At 56.0% G+C, this 17,358-nt stretch carries 16 protein-coding genes; 7 read left to right on the top strand and 9 right to left on the bottom strand.

The genetic code is table 11. From position 1 onward, the window contains the following. Nucleotides 1-22: 22 nt before the first annotated feature. The 6 genes from P0119_11300 to P0119_11275 form a co-directional block, all read right to left on the bottom strand. Complete coding sequence (locus P0119_11300; GenBank protein ID MDF0666640.1) at nt 23-3,574, bottom strand: SUMF1/EgtB/PvdO family nonheme iron enzyme; 3,552 nt, start codon at nt 3,572-3,574, stop codon at nt 23-25. 303 nt (nt 3,575-3,877) lie between these two features. Next, nucleotides 3,878-4,948 carry a hypothetical protein gene (locus P0119_11295; GenBank protein ID MDF0666639.1) on the bottom strand — a complete coding sequence of 357 codons (1,071 nt, stop codon included), beginning with the start codon at nt 4,946-4,948 and terminating at the stop codon, nt 3,878-3,880. After that, nucleotides 4,929-6,842 carry a hypothetical protein gene (locus P0119_11290; GenBank protein MDF0666638.1) on the bottom strand — a complete coding sequence of 638 codons (1,914 nt, stop codon included), beginning with the start codon at nt 6,840-6,842 and terminating at the stop codon, nt 4,929-4,931. Before P0119_11290 ends, P0119_11295 begins: the two co-directional genes overlap by 20 nt. A gap of 8 nt (nt 6,843-6,850) precedes the next feature. Continuing rightward, a complete protein-coding gene (locus P0119_11285) occupies nt 6,851-7,843 on the bottom strand; it encodes a MoxR family ATPase (protein MDF0666637.1) in 993 nt (330 codons plus the stop codon). Between the two features lie 56 nt (nt 7,844-7,899). Continuing rightward, entirely contained in the window at nt 7,900-9,168 is a 1,269-nt protein-coding gene (locus P0119_11280; protein ID MDF0666636.1) for a DUF4062 domain-containing protein, read from the bottom strand. Between the two features lie 600 nt (nt 9,169-9,768). Beyond that, complete coding sequence (locus P0119_11275; protein MDF0666635.1) at nt 9,769-9,978, bottom strand: type II toxin-antitoxin system HicB family antitoxin; 210 nt, start codon at nt 9,976-9,978, stop codon at nt 9,769-9,771. 440 nt (nt 9,979-10,418) lie between these two features. Here P0119_11275 and P0119_11270 point away from each other — a divergent pair, with 440 nt between their 5' ends. Beyond that, nucleotides 10,419-11,474, top strand: a complete 1,056-nt coding sequence (locus P0119_11270; protein MDF0666634.1) for an acyl-CoA desaturase — start codon at nt 10,419-10,421, stop codon at nt 11,472-11,474. Here P0119_11270 and P0119_11265 read toward each other — a convergent pair. From P0119_11265 to P0119_11255, 3 genes are all read right to left on the bottom strand, one after another. Next, entirely contained in the window at nt 11,471-11,941 is a 471-nt protein-coding gene (locus P0119_11265) for a hypothetical protein (GenBank protein MDF0666633.1), read from the bottom strand. The two genes, P0119_11270 and P0119_11265, sit on opposite strands and share 4 nt — an antisense overlap. A gap of 23 nt (nt 11,942-11,964) precedes the next feature. Beyond that, complete coding sequence (locus P0119_11260) at nt 11,965-12,789, bottom strand: DMT family transporter (protein ID MDF0666632.1); 825 nt, start codon at nt 12,787-12,789, stop codon at nt 11,965-11,967. A gap of 544 nt (nt 12,790-13,333) precedes the next feature. Then, the gene (locus P0119_11255) at nt 13,334-13,510 is read right to left on the bottom strand and encodes a hypothetical protein (protein ID MDF0666631.1); all 177 of its coding nucleotides are present in this window, start codon (nt 13,508-13,510) and stop codon (nt 13,334-13,336) included. A 162-nt stretch (nt 13,511-13,672) separates the two neighbouring features. Here P0119_11255 and P0119_11250 point away from each other — a divergent pair, with 162 nt between their 5' ends. The 6 genes from P0119_11250 (at nt 13,673) to P0119_11225 (ending at nt 17,128) form a co-directional block, all read left to right on the top strand. After that, nucleotides 13,673-13,987, top strand: a complete 315-nt coding sequence (locus P0119_11250; GenBank protein ID MDF0666630.1) for a zinc ribbon domain-containing protein — start codon at nt 13,673-13,675, stop codon at nt 13,985-13,987. Nucleotides 13,988-14,036: 49 nt separating this feature from the next. Then, entirely contained in the window at nt 14,037-14,858 is an 822-nt protein-coding gene (locus P0119_11245) for a substrate-binding domain-containing protein (protein MDF0666629.1), read from the top strand. Nucleotides 14,859-14,880: 22 nt separating this feature from the next. Next, complete coding sequence (locus P0119_11240) at nt 14,881-15,333, top strand: IPT/TIG domain-containing protein (GenBank protein MDF0666628.1); 453 nt, start codon at nt 14,881-14,883, stop codon at nt 15,331-15,333. A 73-nt stretch (nt 15,334-15,406) separates the two neighbouring features. Next, the gene (locus tag P0119_11235) at nt 15,407-15,781 is read left to right on the top strand and encodes a hypothetical protein (protein MDF0666627.1); all 375 of its coding nucleotides are present in this window, start codon (nt 15,407-15,409) and stop codon (nt 15,779-15,781) included. Between the two features lie 390 nt (nt 15,782-16,171). After that, nucleotides 16,172-16,522, top strand: a complete 351-nt coding sequence (locus P0119_11230) for a transposase (protein ID MDF0666626.1) — start codon at nt 16,172-16,174, stop codon at nt 16,520-16,522. 90 nt (nt 16,523-16,612) lie between these two features. Then, entirely contained in the window at nt 16,613-17,128 is a 516-nt protein-coding gene (locus P0119_11225) for a transposase (protein MDF0666625.1), read from the top strand. The last annotated feature ends 230 nt before the right edge of the window (nt 17,129-17,358 follow it).

Here is a 17,358-nt window from a genome sequence, read left to right as displayed (position 1 = left end):
AAACAGAGTCAAAGGGTAAAGGTTACTTCGGAATGTCCTGGGCACAGCGAAACCCGAGATCGCCGCTCCGAGCCATGGGTGTGAGCCTGGAACGATAGACCGAGAGTACAGAGGCCGGTCCACCGCTCCAGGACCCACCCCGGAGCACTCGATATTGGCCGCTGGAGGGTCCTTTCGGATTGCGCGCTGGCCTGTTGCCGTAATAGGTCCCATCATACCAATCAGCCACCCATTCCCACACGTTACCGGCCATGTCGTAGACGCCGTAGGAACTCTTCCCTTCCTCAAAAGACCCGATATCGGTGAGTACTGCATAGTCTTTAAAATTACGACCCTGACCAAAGTTCGCTCGTTGCTGAGTGGGTTCCTGATTCCCCCAAGGATAAAGCCTTTGGTCGGTGCCTCGTGCCGCCTTCTCCCATTCCGCCTCCGTTGGGAGGCGCTTACCAGCTCTCTCACAGTACGCAGTGGCGTCGTTCCAGTCCACTCCCACCACTGGTTTGTGCCCATGCTGTTTCAGGACCTGTTCCGACCAATACTCTGGTGCGGGCCGGTTGGTCTCTTGGAAGAATTTTGCATAGCGAGCGGTGGTCACTTCATATAGATCGATGTAATAGGCATCGAGGAAAACCGGATGGGCCGGTCGCTCGTCATTTTGCCCACTTTTGTCATCTTCCTGCGAGCCCATCATAAACTCCCCAGCTGCTACCAGCACCATCGGCGCACCATCTTTGCCGCCAATTCTCAGAGGAAGTTTCTCAACCGACTGCTGCTCCGGTAGTTGTTGCTTCATCGCCTGTTGTTGTGTCTGTTCCGGCGATTGTGGCGCTGGCAGAGAGTCCAGACTGTCCTTTCCGGTAATCTCTTTCTCTACAGGACGCTGGAGGGATTTGTTCTCTTGAGGGACGATGCCGACACCCTCCAAGTACTCTTGTAATGTCACGGCAGTGGCCGCCAATGCATGACGCGCCCGTGCTGTCACAAGACCGACAACCCGAGCATTGTGGATGATTGGGCCACCTGAGTCTCCATCTTGAACGTCGGCATCAATATTGAGCGTTCGGCCTTTGCGTGACACTACATTTCCCTTGAGGATCTCCCAGCCACCTCCCGATGCATGGCTTGCGATCATCAAAATGTCCTCGCCACCAGCAAATCGGGTACTCGTGTCCAGAGAAAGTACACCAAGTCCAGCCAAGGTCGTAGGCGGTACCTTAACCAACAGAAGCGCTAGTCCGGGTTCTCCTCTTTCTACGTTGACTACCGTGGCGGGATAAGCGGTGTCTTGCATCGTATAGAATGTGACCCCCACCCGGCGATCACCTGTTACCACGTGCGCCGCCGTTACAATGTAGGCGACATCTGTCTCCCGCCGAACGACAAACCCCGTCCCGAACTTCGTCTTCCCTTCCTCCTGCGCTCTGATCATCACGACGCCCCTCTTAAGATGTTCGATCACCTCTGCGTTGACACTGGAGACGATATTCTTTTCGGTTTTGGTGCTACCAATCATCTCCTCAGTCGGAATCAGCACCTTAGATTCACGCTCCTCACCAATGATTTGCGGGGCAGATTTCGTTGCCTCTGCCGCCGTTTGTTGCATCTTGGATTCCTTTTCACTGTCGGTCACATCGCCTCGCGCTGGCGATGTGATGCTTTCTGTCCGAACAAAGGGTTGATGATAGAACCGAACCCTCTGTCGGACTGGTTGATTGGTATCAAGGGAATAGCCGTTACAGTCCAGGGCATACCTGCCTTCTTGCGCACCTGCCGCATCCCATCGCACGGTGAACGGCCGGCCGCCAGGAATTCGGCGGAAGTTTTGCGTCATGAGTTCGGTTGATTTTCCCTCTTGAAAGACCTTGCACGTAAGCCGCGCATCGCCGTTCGCTTTCATGGTGAACATATAGCCACTGATCTTCTCGGGCAGCCGTGTGTGGTAGAGGATGGCCGGCGCAACATCCTCCGCCGCAGCTGGAGTTTGTCTTCCCAAGCGAATCAAGACTCCCAACTCGCTGACGTTCAGTTTTTCATCAAGCCGCTTCAACACCCTTCCCGTGGGCCAGCTAAATTCGTTTAAGCCGACTTTCCATGGTGCAGTTGGGATGATCTTGTCCAACCAATAGTAAAGTCGGACTTCCTGTTCCCTCACAGTGATCTGGACTGGGACAGCCTCCCTCAAGTAGAACCGAAGTCGCAGGCAGTCTGGGATCAGAAAATCCTTATCCCCATAATCGGCCATAACGGAGATTAGCTCGATGTCATACCCCGACACTGGCTTTGGCCGAACGCCCTCAAAATATGTTCCCCGATTCTGATAGTCCAAATTGAACGGTCCGCCGGAGCTCGACGGGACGAATTTTCCACAGGGCACTGACTGTGCCACTTTATCTTCCGCAGACCTTTCCGCGGCAGTGATATTCTTAGCAATTGAGTCGGACTGCCGCTTGGAATCCACGAGTTTCGCCTTCTCCATTCTGACTCTGTTTTTCGCTTCACCAGATGTTTTTTCATACGCCTTTCTCGCAATTTCGAGTTGATGCAGGCCCCCCAGCCCATTCAGTTTCATCAATTCAGGAACGTCTGCGTTGGCGACTACCAAGAACCCGTCAATACCGGCTGGCCAGTGCAGGCTGGCTATCTGCGCAGTGGGTGCCACTTCTCGTGCGAGTTCCCGTCCATCCTCACGACTGACCACTCGGAGCCGCCCTTCTTTCTGGTAGATCAGCTCCAAATATCCTTCCGGATCAGACACGGTCTGCTGACCCATCCTCACCTTAGTCAAGCGATCGGTAAAGGTATTCTGTTCCCCAGATTCCACGAGAACGAATTCTTCACCCTTCTGGCCCCAGCGTTCAACGCGCCCGTTTTCTCGCTTGAGGATCACTTCATTCGAGTCCCCCAAAAACCCTACATCGACGATGGGCGACGGTAAGGGTATAGGTGCAGGATTTTTCCACCACCAGATGCCATTGGACACCAGGCACGCGGCCATCACGAGGAAAAGCGGTCGAAACCCTAACCAGGGTTGCCCTTTGGAAAAGAGAAGTGTCAGCAACGCCTTGGGCGCATAGGGTGTCAGAGCTTTCCCCTGTTTGCCAGAGAGATATTGCAGCATGACATAGTCACGCATAGGGCTGCCTGACTCGGCGGCTCGTCCCATTTCTTGTATTGCCGATTTACGACGAAACTTCTCGAGCCAACCGCGGAGCCCTGCAACTGGAGGAGCGGCTTGTTGTCTTGCCCCTGATGGCATGGCGATTTTGAGTTGGAGCGTGTCGCCACTTTCAGGATTCAGCGCACTGATAATTTCGCCAAGTTCCTGACTGATCCGCTCCGCTTCTTGCGCCGTCACCTGGTCATAGAGCGCTGCTCGGAACCAATCCGGCATAAAGGCATGCCGGAACCACACAAGTGATGTGAGCTTCGGTAGAGACGTTTCCGCAGTAGAGCCCTGTCCAAAGAGGCGGGCACCCCATTCCAGCGTCAGTGCCCAGTGAATTTCCGGGTAGGCAGCACAAGCCGCTAACCAGAGGATCCCTTCCGACCCTAGTTCCTGTCGGAGGTCGGCCATCAACCTTGCAATGATGTCCTGTGACGGTGGATGACGCTCCAACCAACGTTGGGGAGTTCGCTCATAGGTCCCCCGTCGTTCTCGTGTCGTCTCCGTGGCCGATTCCCCTTGTGGACTGTCCCTATCAAGCCATTTAAAAATCTTACCTACCGGGGGATCGTTGGGTCATTTGTGAATCTTACCGAGCGGCTCATCGCTCCTTGCACACAGGAGCATCTTTGGGGCGGTCCGTCTGGGAAATCGACCGCTGTATGTGGCCCAGGATCAACGATCGCCCTGGCGTCCATGCCGGAGTAGCCTCACTTATGAGCGTCCTGTGCCGCGTAGGGTCTGGTTCTGGCGCGGGACATTGGGGCTGAAGGTCCAGCCACGCCACGGCGTACTCGCCCGAGGCTGCGGCGGCCGGGGCGCTGGCTCGCGCGGCGTGCGACTGGCCCGTGTGGCGAGTGCCCAGAGCTGTTCCAGGCGCTGATCAATGCGCTGGGAGAGGATGAAGGGATCCGTGGTCTCCAGCACGCGCTGCAGGGCCGCGACCTTCGCCGGATCTGCCGCTGGACACACTCGTACCCGCTCGAACGGCGTCTGTGGGGCATCATAGCGGCGAATCCGTCGCGAGCCCACGCGCTCCTTGCGCACGAGTTTCATGGAGGGCTGAAAGAGGTTCTGAAAGAGCCGCAAGTCCGCATACAGGGCGTTCAGCGCCGCCAAGGCTTCCCGACTCTCGTACCGCTCCCAGCCGACCAACTTACGCACATGCGTCCAGTTCTTCTGCTCCACATGCGCGTTGTCATCCTTCTTGTAGGGCCGCGAGCGGGTAAACTGGACCTGCCGACCGGTGGGCCGCTTCTGACACCAGGCCAGCAGATGGTCGTTGATAAACTCGCTCCCGTTGTCGGAATCCACGCCCCGCAGAGAGAACGGGAGCTGTGACTCGATGATGGTCAGGGCCTGCACCACCCCGTGCCGACTCTTGCCCCGCACCGCCTGCCGCTCCACCCACGTGGTGTGAATATCGACCCCGTCCAGCGTGTGCAGAAACTCCCCGGCGGCCGAGGCGCCGGAATGCGAGACCAGATCGATCTCCAGATAGCCCGGCTTGCTGACGTCCCAGTGCTCCGTTTTGATGGGAATCAGGTGCTTCAACAAGGACCCTGGCCGCGTCGTCCCATACAGCCGCCGCTTGATTCGGCGCTTCCGTTCCCCTAGCCGTCGGTCGATCTGCCGGGCACTGATTCGCCGAAGCTGGGCTTCCAGCGCCGGGGGGACTGTGGTTCGCCGTTTCAACCAGGGCAGCCAGTGCGGAATCGCGGCCTGCAACCGTTGGCCACAGAGATACCCGGCGGCTTGCCAGATCTCAGCAAGCAGGCGGATCACTGGCTCGCCATAGGTCGGTCGCCGTCGGCCCGCCCGGCGCACCGGCGGCTGGGGCGGCCGCTGCTGGCGCAACACCCCGATCGCATATTTGCGATGATACCCACACACGCGCGTCACTTCGTCGAGCAACGCCGAGCGCTCCGAGCGACTGGCTCGTTGATACCGCTGCCACATGATTCGCAGATACTCGCCCTTCGCCCGTCGCGCCATCGGCTCTGCCTCCATCGGCCCCCTCCTCTGGGCCCGCACCATGCGGCCCCGGAGGGTAAGATTGACAAATGACGCAACGATCGGTGGCCCGGTAAGATTTTAGATGACTCAATACGCTGTCTTGCTCCAGGAGTTGGGAAAGTAACCGCAGCCCATGATACGTGAGAGGGATAACGTGAAAGCCGCGACGGCTCAGAATCCGCTCTGCCTGTGTCCATTGCCCATGGGTGCTGGTGGTGAACAGGAAGCGCTCCTCCCAGGCTTCCAGCGTTTCAACCCATGGTCGGATTTTTCCTGACAGGGGATCGAAACAGGTCATGGGATCCGCAAAGCAGAGCAAGCGACTGGTAGGAAACTTAGCCATGACCTCGCCTAAGGACATGATCTCTACTCTGGTCGCCTCGGCTGTTGCACCCTCGCTCTGTTTCGGCCTGGCGTGGAGAGGATCCACCCTCCTCAGCATGGTCGGCTGTTCATCAAACTCGTACTGCCGAAGTAAGACATATCCTTTGGCCAGATCCCTCACCACTTGGGCCGCTACATTGGCCTGGTGATCGGCCACAGTCGCTCGGTCGATGAGGGCGACATAACTGGGTTCGCGCTTTGAACCAAAGACCGGCGTAAACAAGCCTCCCCGATTCATCGTGCGGTCAATCGTGCGAGGGACGTCCAACTCCGTAGACTCCTCAAAGCGTGTTTGACGGAGACGCTGTGTGACATGCCGCAGCGAGAGCGAGGGGAAAATCCTCTGGGTACCGGCCTGGACCTTGACCTGTTTGAGTTCTGGTGGAATACGGCTCGACTGGCGTTTTAGCACCGCACGGCGACCGAACCGATAGATGAGCCACAACAGCACAAGCAGAATCGGTGCGAGCGCCATAAGGGCAGTTGAATAGGAAAGTCTCTCCCACCAAGAAGGCATCGGTGGAGGAACGGTTCGTAACTTCTCCAGCCTCAACTTGGGAGGAGTCGATTCCTGAGCAGGGGCAGGGGGTGGCGATGGTGAATCGGATCCCGTTTTTTCCTTCGCGAGCTGCACATCTCCGATCTGATACTGAACATCCCACTCGACGGCAGCCAGATAGAACCACTTTCGATTTTCGAGGATCGTTTGTCCCACAAGCGATTGGCTTGGGAGATACCCCTTCATTTCGACCAGCAACTGGAGAGGCATATCATCATTCTTAAATGGAACCTTGAAGGTCCCCTGCTTGTCCGTCGTGACCGTCTGTTCACCCAACCTCAGCGTTGCTTGGGCAACGGGCTGGCTGTCTGCCACGACACGGCCCACTGCCTGGCGTGGGCGAAGATCTTGCCAAAGAAACCAGGCCGTGAGGGCCGGCACGATCAGCAGGCACGGCACCGCCAGTTTCATGCGCCAATGGGTGCGAGGCTTTTCAGGCGGAGGAGTAGGAGAAGAACTGGATGAAATTGTGCGGGGTCGCCCGCTCCGAGCCCGTAGCCATTCTAGGTACAGCTTCTCAAACCGGTCTTGCTCGTCAGGGGTCGAACTAAAGATTGGGCAGAGTAAAGTGGTGAGACGCACCAGCGATCCAAGATCCACGTCACGTTGTGATTCCTGATGAACCACCGCTTGAGCGGCCAGGACTTGATAGAGCGAGGGATGAAATCCTTCCTGCCGAAGATGGTCTGCAAGGTCGCCTATCTCCTCTGTGTGGAGCATCGAATGCTTCAGGGACGTTTGGCAAATTGTTGCTGAACCCAGGTCGACAAATAATCCCTGTCTTCTTGGGTTTTCGCGAGCGTGCTGAGACTTTTCTTCAACGGTTCCGGGTCTTCCGTGACCTTCATGCTTGGTTCAACACCGTATTTTTCAAGCGTCTGCAGCCAGTTGAGCAGCTCAGCCGTCGACGGGGGCTTTCCCAGGTCCAATTCCCGGACTTCATGAAAAAAGTCCAGCGCCGAATCCAGCAGTGGCGAATTGTCTCGCACCGGGCTGATGTCCGGGAGTCGGCTTTGAACAATCTCGGCCAGCCTTGTCCGATCCGGTAAGGGGATGTGATAGTAAATACACCGGCGCAGAAAGGCATCCGGCAGATTCTGTTCCGAATTACTGGTCAGCACCAACACGGGCCGAAGGTTCGGATCGGCTTCAATCTCGTCGTTCAGCTCTGGGATGCTGAACCGCAGGGCATCGATCTCCAACAGGAGATCGTTTGGAAAGTCTCGTGGTGCTTTGTCGATCTCATCGATCAGGACCACGCTGCGGCAGGGTCCTGTGCGCTTGAAGTTCGACGGAAGAAGTTTCTGCACCTCTTCTCTCTTGCGGGACAAAACGATGGCCTCCCCCAAGGCCACATAGGTCAAATAGTCCAGATTCTCCTGGCTTCCCGAATTTGTATTCGCAGCATGGAAGCGCCTGAGGGTGTCATAGCGATAGAGGACATCTCGTGCGGTACTCCCTGATTTTGTGTCAAACCGTAAGGGCTTCCCGAGACCCAATTCCCACGCTACTCGGTAGGCCAGTTGGGTTTTCCCAGTGCCGGGCTCTCCGGTCACCAGCAACGGTTGGCTAAGCAGCAACGCCACATTGACGGCGTCCACTAACGGCTGATCCATGAGGTAGCCGGCGGGATCCAGCTGTTTGGCTCTAGACGGTTGTGGCAAATCCACCGGTTGTGACGGCGGTTGCTGAGCTCTTCCTGTAATGTATGGAAATGGCACGGTGCTCCTCCTTCGGGATTGTTTCTTGATACCTTGATGTGGCCAGCAGCTGGTGCTTACCGTCTCTGTTTTTCCAGCAAGTCAGTCAATTTCGTGTACAGATCGTCCATCGGCAGACTGTCGCGACCCTGAAATATCGCCTCGATCTCTGCCTCCCCTACTCTCTTGGCGGATGGCCTCACGAGGTCATGCTCCAACCAACGTCGGACGTCAGCTACCTTTGGAGAAGTCAACCGTGGCAACACCTCGACCAGGAGCTTGGAACCATCGCGATACCGTTCTTCTATCTCCTGAATGGTCTTCTCGAACAGATCGCTCCCGAGCCAACGTTTCCACAACCCCTGCTTCCCATCCTCCGCTAACGACACCACAACACCCACCAAGACACTTTCCTTGGTATCTGGGAAGGCCGCCAGATAGTCCCCAATGAGTTGAAGGGGCTTGGCAGGATTCCCTCCGCACTCAGAGGTCAATACTTGTATCTCGATCAGGAGTGCCTTTAACCGTGCTTGTTTGATATGGGCCAGAATGACACCATCATCACCCGTCTCTTGGCCACGTAACAGCCCCAGGATTTCCCGCTGCAAATGAACGGAGGTGGCCATTGCGCATGGAGACTTCCGGAAGCGAAGGACTTTTTTCTCGCCCCGTATGCCCGCCTTGGTCAGATATTCATCTAAGGACCAGAATTTGATCCTATCCAGATAGAAGCCATGCCTTTCTCGCACGTGCCCCGGCAAGATCAACAAGATCGGCCGTGTCGATCGCACCTGAAAATAAGAGACGACCTCCGACTCAAAATGGACTTCTTGAGGGTCTCGGTTGCACAAAATAGGTAAATTTTCCTTCAAGTCAACTTGGTCTCTATCCGAGCTTGCTCGGCCTACCAGCCGTTCCAACCACTTCCAAAGGTCGCGCTTGATTTGCCGTACCAACTCGTCAGTAGATTGGAAATGGTATATGGTTGGCACATTCGAAACCCCGCTCAGGCTTTTCACAAAGTCCTTCAGCTCCTCGCTTCGTTCTTCATCACGTAGGTGTTGAACATACAGGTGACAGGCAATCCCCTGTGCCCGTGCCATTTCATACTCTTCCCTTGTATACTTTCCACAGATCCTTCCAAACACACCGATGTACACACTGGCCCCACGGACCGCCGCTTGGAATCTTTCTGCTGGTGATTGATCAGAGGCACCCTCTGTCTCAAACACATAACTTTCAACTTCAAGAGAGTTCAGCTCCTGTTTAATCGCGGCTCGCTGATCACGAAATTCTCCCATGCTGGAGCTCAAGAACACTTTCAAGTTTCTTTGTTCGAATGCCATCAGAGCCTGCGTGCCACTCAATAATCAATGGTGGCAAGTCGAGCAGAGATAGTTGGCGCCGCCGTCATGGCCACTTCCGTTAGACAGATCCAAGCGGCTCTTACGTAAAGACCCGGTTTGTTGGGCAGGAGTGTAACGTGAGGATAAACAGCTGTCTAGTACCCAGAACAATAGCAATCTAACCTTATTTCGCCACCTCTAAGCTCAACGACTCATCTTCGCGACTCTTGCCAAGCCCTTTTACAACTCACGCACGAAGAACCCTGTCAAACAGGCATCTGCTTTCTTCCGGAGACTCGTCTACAAGCTCTTCCAAGACGCGGGGCTGTGCTTCGCCAAGCCTATCCTGAGCTCCTCCAAGGGCCCGCCCTGAACTCGTCAGTGGTTGAGGCCTGGCCTAGTTTTGACTCAGACCCAGCTGTTTACGAATGAGCTTGCAGAGTGAGTTGTCGATTTCTGTGTGTCGCGGAACCGGAGCGGACCGACCGTTCGCAGGATTGTGATACATGTCATGGCCGCCCTTAGTTCTGGTGAGAATACATCCAGCCTGCTCAAGGTGTCGGATAAACTCTCTGCGTTTCAAGGTCGGCTTGGCCCGGATCAGGCCGGAATGGAGATCGGAATGGTGAAGGACGGCGAATGGTGCTGACGAGAGCGACTCTCTTCAATGAGCAGTTCGTACGCTTCTCGAATATTCTGCTGCAGTTCGTCAAGCGAACGGCCTTGGCTCATCACACCAGGAACTTCACGTAACTGTCCAACGTACCATCCATCTTCACCTTCCCAATATTCCAAGGTGAGCGTTAACATGATGCGCCTCCGATGTGATCAACTCCGACAACGATAGCAGGAGCCATACAAGACGCTAGTCTTTACTACTTTTTTCGACTGTTTTCTAGACCCACTTCCGTGCCGTATCCTCATGAAAGACGCCCAGGGGCACGGGGCGAACGGATTATCGACAAAGTTTCCGGGACGCAATGCTCGCAGCCGCGAACAATAGCAATCCGACCAATACTCCACCACCGCCAAATCTTCAAGGCTCATTCGAAAAGAGTGGACAGGATGTCGCGTTCCAGTACAATCTCAGCGGCGAAGGCCACGCAAAAATCAGGTTTTACTTTCCTGATGTTCTATGTATAATGGGTGACCTAACCTATTCCGCGTGATCCATCAGCTTAACCGGGACCACGGCTCCCTGTCTCCCACCACAGTGACGTTGCCGATCCCCTGACCTAGAGGAGAATCGTATGTCCGACGTGCCAACGAGTAGCCCGACCAAAACCCAGGATATCTGGTATTCATTTCTTCGTTGGTTTGACTCCTGGGCCGGCCTCGAACACACGAAAGTGGAAGGGCCTCCCAAGGTCGACTGGGTTCGGAGTGTCCCCTTTATTGCCGTGCATCTGATGTGTTTGGGGGTGTTGTGGGTAGGATGGAGTTGGACCGCGGTCGCCGTCGCGGTCGCCTTTTATTACATCCGCATGTTTGCGATCACCGGCTGGTACCATCGCTATTTTTCACATCGCACGTTCAAGACCTCGCGCACCGTCCAATTTCTCTTTGCGCTCTTAGGCAGCTCCTGCGCTCAACGTGGTCCCTTATGGTGGGCTGGGCATCATCGTCATCACCACATCGCATCCGATACGCCGGAGGATGTGCACTCTCCGCGTCATGGGGGGTTTCTCTGGTCGCACATGGGCTGGGTGATGTCGCAAACCTTTTATGCGCCGCGCCTCAAAGGGATTGCCGACTTCGCCAAGTTTCCCGAGCTGCGGTTTCTCGACCGATTTGATGTCCTCGTTCCCACCATTACCGGCTTCGGAATGTTCGGATTCGGCAAGCTGCTGGAGGCCTATGCACCAGAGCTCGGCACCAACGGCCCCCAGATGCTGATCTGGGGATTTTTCATCTCGACCGTCGCGCTGTTTCATGGCACCTGCACCATCAATTCCTTGTCCCACGTCTATGGCTCGCAACGGTACGAGACCGGGGACGACAGCCGAAACAACTTCTTTCTGGCCCTGATTACCATGGGAGAAGGCTGGCACAATAACCACCACTATTATCCAGCCTCGACAAGACAAGGCTTCTATTGGTGGGAAATCGATATGAGCTACTATTGCCTGAAAGGGCTGGAATGGTTGGGGCTTGTCTGGGATATCCGCGGTGTCCCGGTATATGTGCGCGAGGGCAAAACCAAGCAGGATTCAGACCGCAGCGTACTCAAGAAGAAGATTGAAGCAGCTGTAAGAGCAGCGGAACTTCCAGCGCCTCAGCCGCAACTTGAACTGACCCCTCCTTAGACCCACTCTGAATCATCGTCGGACCTTGGCCGGTCGGTCGCTTGATCGGCCAGGGTCTCCCTGATGCGTCGGCTTTCCTCATCGATCACCTTCCGTTCCTCATCGGACAGCACCCAGGCATCACCTGGACCCAACTCGAAGCGGTAGTGGTCCTTGTTGAGCGTAAACCACTCGACATAGGGATGCGGCTCCAGATTGGGGTGAGGATCCAGCGAAATCAGGTTTACCGTTCCGACCTGCGGCTTCGCCATGTCGCCGATGACCTGTCCAGCCATATCGTCATCTTCAAACCGACTGTTGCGGAATCGAATCACCTCTCCTGCGATATCCGGCTTGAAATTGCCTCGCAGATAAAAATCCACCGGCCCGATCACGGCAAAGACCACCTGGCCCACAACCGTTCCATCGATGCGATTATCCAAGAATCCTTCGTGAACCCATCGTCCATTACCGAATTTCTGTGCCATACAACGTCTCCTCCTACGAACGATCAGCCGCCGAACGCCCCGATCATCACTGCCAATAAGATCAGCGCGCTCCCGATCCATCCTTGCACATCCAACGTCTCCCCGAGAAAGTACCAAGACAACCAAGCCGCATAGGCTGGTTCAGACGCAAACAATAAGGCTACCTGTTGCGCGGGCACCAGCCGCTGCGCCCACATCTGGACGGCAAACGCCAGCGTAGCCAGAATGCCCGTGACCCCAAGACCGATCAGCAAGGCGGCTGTCGGCGAAAAGGCGCTCTGTGTCGCCTCTTCCCACCAGGGAGCAGGAAGGAACAACAGCGTCATCGCCACCATCTGCCACACCAGTAACGACGGAGCATCGACTTGCCGGGTGAACCGCTCAAGACAAATGATATGCCCGGCAAACGCGACGGCGCATCCTAGCGTCATGAGATCTCCCAGATTCATAGAGCTGTCGGGCTTGACTAAGAGCCAGAGCCCGACCACCGCAATCGCCGTAGCCGACACCACCCGCCGGTCGATCCGCATGAGAATCATCGGTACAAAAATCACATACAACGCCGTCAGAAACGCTGAATTGGAAGCACTCGTATGGAGGAGTCCGACCGTTTGCAACAGGTACCCGAGAAAGAGGAAGACGGTCGTGAGCGCGCTCGCCTTCAATACGGCATGATCCCGGTGCAGTCGACGGCGGCAAATCACAAACCACAGAAGCACCAACAGGGTGCCTAGGAGGAATCGGAGCAACAGGAAAGAAAGCGGAGGGATCTGCTCAAGCGCTGCTTTGGTTGCGGGAAATGTGGCACCCCAGATGACCGTGGTCAGGAGGAGTGCGAGTTGGGGCATGGGGGAAACGTGCTGGGTGCTGAGCGTTGAGTTCTGAGTAAACCAAACCTAACAGGCTGCGAAAACCCCCTCCGTTCATCCTTCGAGAGCCTCAGGACGAACGGAGCGGTCATTGAATTTGCTGAGATTTTTCGATCGTGCTGAGCCCTTCGACCAGCTCAGGACAGGCCTGTCGAAGCACACAAAGGGAGTTTTTCCGCAGCCTGCTAAAGCCTCAGCACTGAGCACTCAGCACTTCCTATTTCTAGGGTTTGCACAGAGGGCACCGTCGTTGTAGGTTGACTCCGGCCTGTTCCATAGCACGGAGTGCCCGTTCCTTGTCCGGATAGTCGAACCATCCTCCCTCCCAGAAATCACTGGAGGTCGCGATGGACGGAACCTCTGAACAGCGATCGCGGTGGAGTGTTGCACGGTCGATCGCTCGTGCAATGTGAACCCAGTAAATCATGGCAGACCGGTCAGGGGTGAACGGACAGTCGTGAAGGTCTTCGGGAACGATTGCAGGTCACCCGATTGCCCTTCACCTCTCGCCCCTTACCGACTCTCATGGGAGGAGCTGCCACTCATCCTTCTCAATAAAAACTTTCACGCCGGTGTGCAACTTCTTGACGTCGTCTTTTTCAAAGAGCCTCATGTAGCGCTCGATTCGATCGTCGTCATCGATTCGTTCTTCCTGCATCATGCCGGTGTTGCCTTTGTACCGTCGAATCAGCACTGACATTGAAACCCTCCTATGAAGCTGGCAGTATAGTTGTGTATGTTGCTAGAATAAACGTATCCTTGTGAGCCGGTCAAGATCACCTGAGAGAGGTCGTCTTGTCAAGTCTGGACCAGAGTTCCGGATGATAGCTCTGCAATAGAGCCAGCGAAAGGATCCAATTCCGTGCCCCTCTACGAGTACCATTGTGGACAGTGCGAAAAACAATTCGAAGCCAGTCAGTCTCTGTATGCCAGGGTCGAAGACACGGAATGTCCATTTTGTCGGGCCCGACAGGCAACCAGACTGATGTCCTTGTTTTCATCCAATGTCGTCGGTGATCGCAAACCAGGCTTTTCCGAGCTGAAAGCCAAGGCCATGCATGAGGAACGGATGCGGAGCTTCGCCAAGTTGCCGCCGGTGAATGTCGCACTCAACATGCCGCCGCCTGATGCCGCCTCGGAATCAGATTCCGCGCCGACAGAAGGATCGATCTCTTGAGCATCCAAGACCAACTCGGTCGTGACCTCCTGTGGGAACAGGCCACGCGATGACCGTGGGGCAGTTCGTAACCGGGCTGTTCGTCGGAGTAGCTCTCTGTGCGTCGCACGCCGCCACCTTCGCTCAAGTAGCCGGAAACTTGATCATCGCCGGAAACGGGCCGGAGCAAAGGACCATCGAGACCCTGGTTCGGGCCTTCGAAAAAGCCAATCCACGAGTCTATGTCGATATTCTGTGGGATGAAGATTCCAAACCGTTGCAACTGGTCAACACAGGCCGGGCTCAGATTGCCGTCACAGGGGTCGAAGATCCGGCGTTAGCGGCGACTCAGATAGGCTGGGATGGAATCGGCATTCTGGTTCATCTGTCGAACTTCACCAAAGAAGTGACCAAGCAGCAAGTTGCCGACATTTTTTCGGGAAAGATCTCGGAGTGGTCGGAGCTGGGCGGACCGGAGACCAAGCTTCTCCTGATCGATAGGCCACGCAACCAAAACGTTCGGGAAGCCTTCGAAACCCAACTGGGGATAGCTGGCAAAATTCCTGATTCCGCCAAAATGATCGGTGCAGACGAGGTCGTCGTGAAGACCGTCGTCGGCACCCTTCCTCCCCTCTCCGCAGCCGCCTATATTTCATTGAGTACCGGCCTCTCGGCCGTCTCGGGAGGTGTCGCCGTCCGCTTGCTGCCGGTGGATAAGGTCGAGCCGGAAGTGCCGACGGTGAAGGACGGCCGCTACAGCCTCCGTCGCCCTCTGTTGCTGCTTTCGAAAAAGGAACCGAACAGCCTGGTTGAGGCCTTTTCACAATTTGCGCTCTCCTCTCCCGGGCAAACGATCATCGGAGAAATCTATGTTCCGATGCAGAACAAGTAAGTCTCCATAGAAGGAGGTCCCAATGTCTCCCCGATTTCTGTTGCCCTTCGCGATGGTCTCCTTGTGTGCGTTCCCCTGCTTCCCCCGCCACTCGGTTGCTGAAGAGGGAGTGATCGTCGACGGAGCGGGCTACACGCTGCACGATACAGAATCAATCAAGGGTCACGACGAACAGCACGTGTCGAAGGACCCTGTCTGCGATAGCAGTAGAAAACCGAAGATCTCGCGCGTGGAGCCGGATGAAGCCAAGCCGGGACACACGATCACCATCAAGGGAGAGAATTTCGGAACGAAGGATTGTTTCCGTGGCGTGGCGTTCAGTGCGGCGGGCCCCACCCAGATCGACTACAAGTTCGTGAACGACACGACCATCGAAGCGACGGTTCCCGATGTCCGGCCCGGCATGTCATTCATCGATGTCGTCGCCGGCGGCGGCACTGCCCGCTCAAGAGCCTTTTTGGTGCAGGACAAGTAGCGACTCGACAAAATCATTCCGCATCCTGTATTTTATGCGCGCTATCACCCTCTCTTGTCTGGGAGCTTATTTCATGCAAACATTTTGGAGTCAACGAGTTGTACCGGTAGTACTCATGATCGCGAGCCTTTCCGTTTCCTTACCTGTTTCAGCAAACCCACCGACCAAAGAACGACTTCCCCTGATGCTCAGCGGATCCGGCTGCGACAGCAAGGAAGCTGAGATGAACAACGTCTTGCAAGCTATTCCAGGCGTGACCGGCGTCTACTTCAACCGCGTCCCCGACCATGTGCTCGTGGACATTACTCCCAGCACCGTAAAGCCGGCGGATGTGGTCAACCGCGTCAACGCTGCGGCCACATCGTGGCAATGTAAGGTTGAGCTCATGCAGTCCTGCATCACGGCAGACATGCCCTCGGCATCGGCAGCCCCTCACCATAGTGAATAGCGGCGCTTGCGTGACTGAGTCCTCTCTTCAGTTGTTCGGGCAGGGTCCCCTCTAACAGGCTGCGGAAAACCCTCCGTTCATCCTTCGAAAGCCTCAGGACGAACGGAGCGGTCATTGGATGTGCTGACGCTTTTCGTCCGTGCTGAGCCCTTCGACCAGCTTGTATGGTGTTTTACCGTTCATTCTTGAGAAGCTACGAGGAGCTGGGGTGGAGGGACATCGACTAGCATCTGCCGCACAGCGGACAGACTGTCTGAGAACTCTCCCACCCACACCACAAACGTCGATGAAGAATCTCGCGGCAGGACCCCTGACCGCCGATTTGTCTGCAAGCTCACGTTGGTGTGTGCCACCCCAGCGTCATTCATTTCTGCTTTCAAGGAGGCGACGATGATGCAACCCGTTCTGAATGTCGGCGTGGATGTGGCCAAAGACGCCGTTGTGGTCGCATGTGCCGAGCACAGTTTTCCGGTCCAGCGTATTCCCAATCAGCGGGCCCCCTTGCGGACATGGCTGAAATCTCTCCCAGCCGGCAGCCGCATCGGCTTGGAATCCACCAGCACCTATCATGAATTGCTGGCGGCCCTGGCGCAGGCCCACGGGTATACCGTCTTCCTGCTGAACCCGTTGGATACTCGGCACTACGCCAAGGCCATGGGCAACCGGGCCAAAACCGACCGGGTGGATGCGGAATTGATTGCCCGACTCATCGCGCAAGAGCACACGCACTTGCGTGCCTAGACGCCTCCCACGGCGAATCAACGCAAGCTGGATCAGCTGATTCGACGGCGTGCCACGATTGTCCGTCTCCAAGGCACGCTCAAGCTGACGATGCGCAATCTGGGCGGCTTTGCCGCCGAACTCAAGGCCGTGATGAGCAAATTGGAGGCGTTGATTGCCAAGATTGATACGGCCATGGCTGCGATTGCGGCTGGTTCGCCCCAACACCAGGAGGCCCAACATCGGTTGCAAACCATTGTGGGCGTCGGTCCCCTGGTAGGCCTCAGCTTGACCAATACGTTGGAGCGCGTACCGTTTCGCAAGGCGGATGCCTTCGTCGCTTTCACCGGGTTGGATCCGCGGGCGAATGACTCGGGACAGAAAGCCGGTCGCCGCCGCTTGTCCAAACGCGGCCCGGCCGAGTTGCGCCGCTTGCTGTTTAACGCTGCGATGTCGGCCGTCAAAACTACCGTCTGGAAACCGATCTACGAATCGTACCGCACGCAAGGCTGGAGTACGACCGCCTCGTTGGTGATCATCGCTCGCAAAATCGCCCGGACCGCGTGGTCTATTCATCATTACCGGACAACATTTAATCCAGAGCGAATAACAAAATGCTTGACATGAACCATAGAATCTCATGACAGGCCTGTTGAAGCACGCAATTTGAGTTTTTCCGCCGCCTGCTAAGATCCGCATAAATACCTCCTGACCTCGCATCTCACCCGTCAATTCGATCTCCGTACTGTGTCGAGTCCTGTGCAATCAGGTCGGTCCTCACAGGCCATGCGGCGATGAGTCCATTCGGCGCAGTGGCCTCAAACTGTCGTGGATTTGTACGGCTTCTAGGACTCTTC

This window comes from Nitrospira sp. (assembly GCA_029194665.1).
In the GTDB taxonomy this organism is placed as follows: Bacteria; Nitrospirota; Nitrospiria; order Nitrospirales; family Nitrospiraceae; genus Nitrospira_D.
Note: the sequence above shows the minus strand (reverse complement) of the source record. Positions and strands in the feature narration are given on the sequence as shown.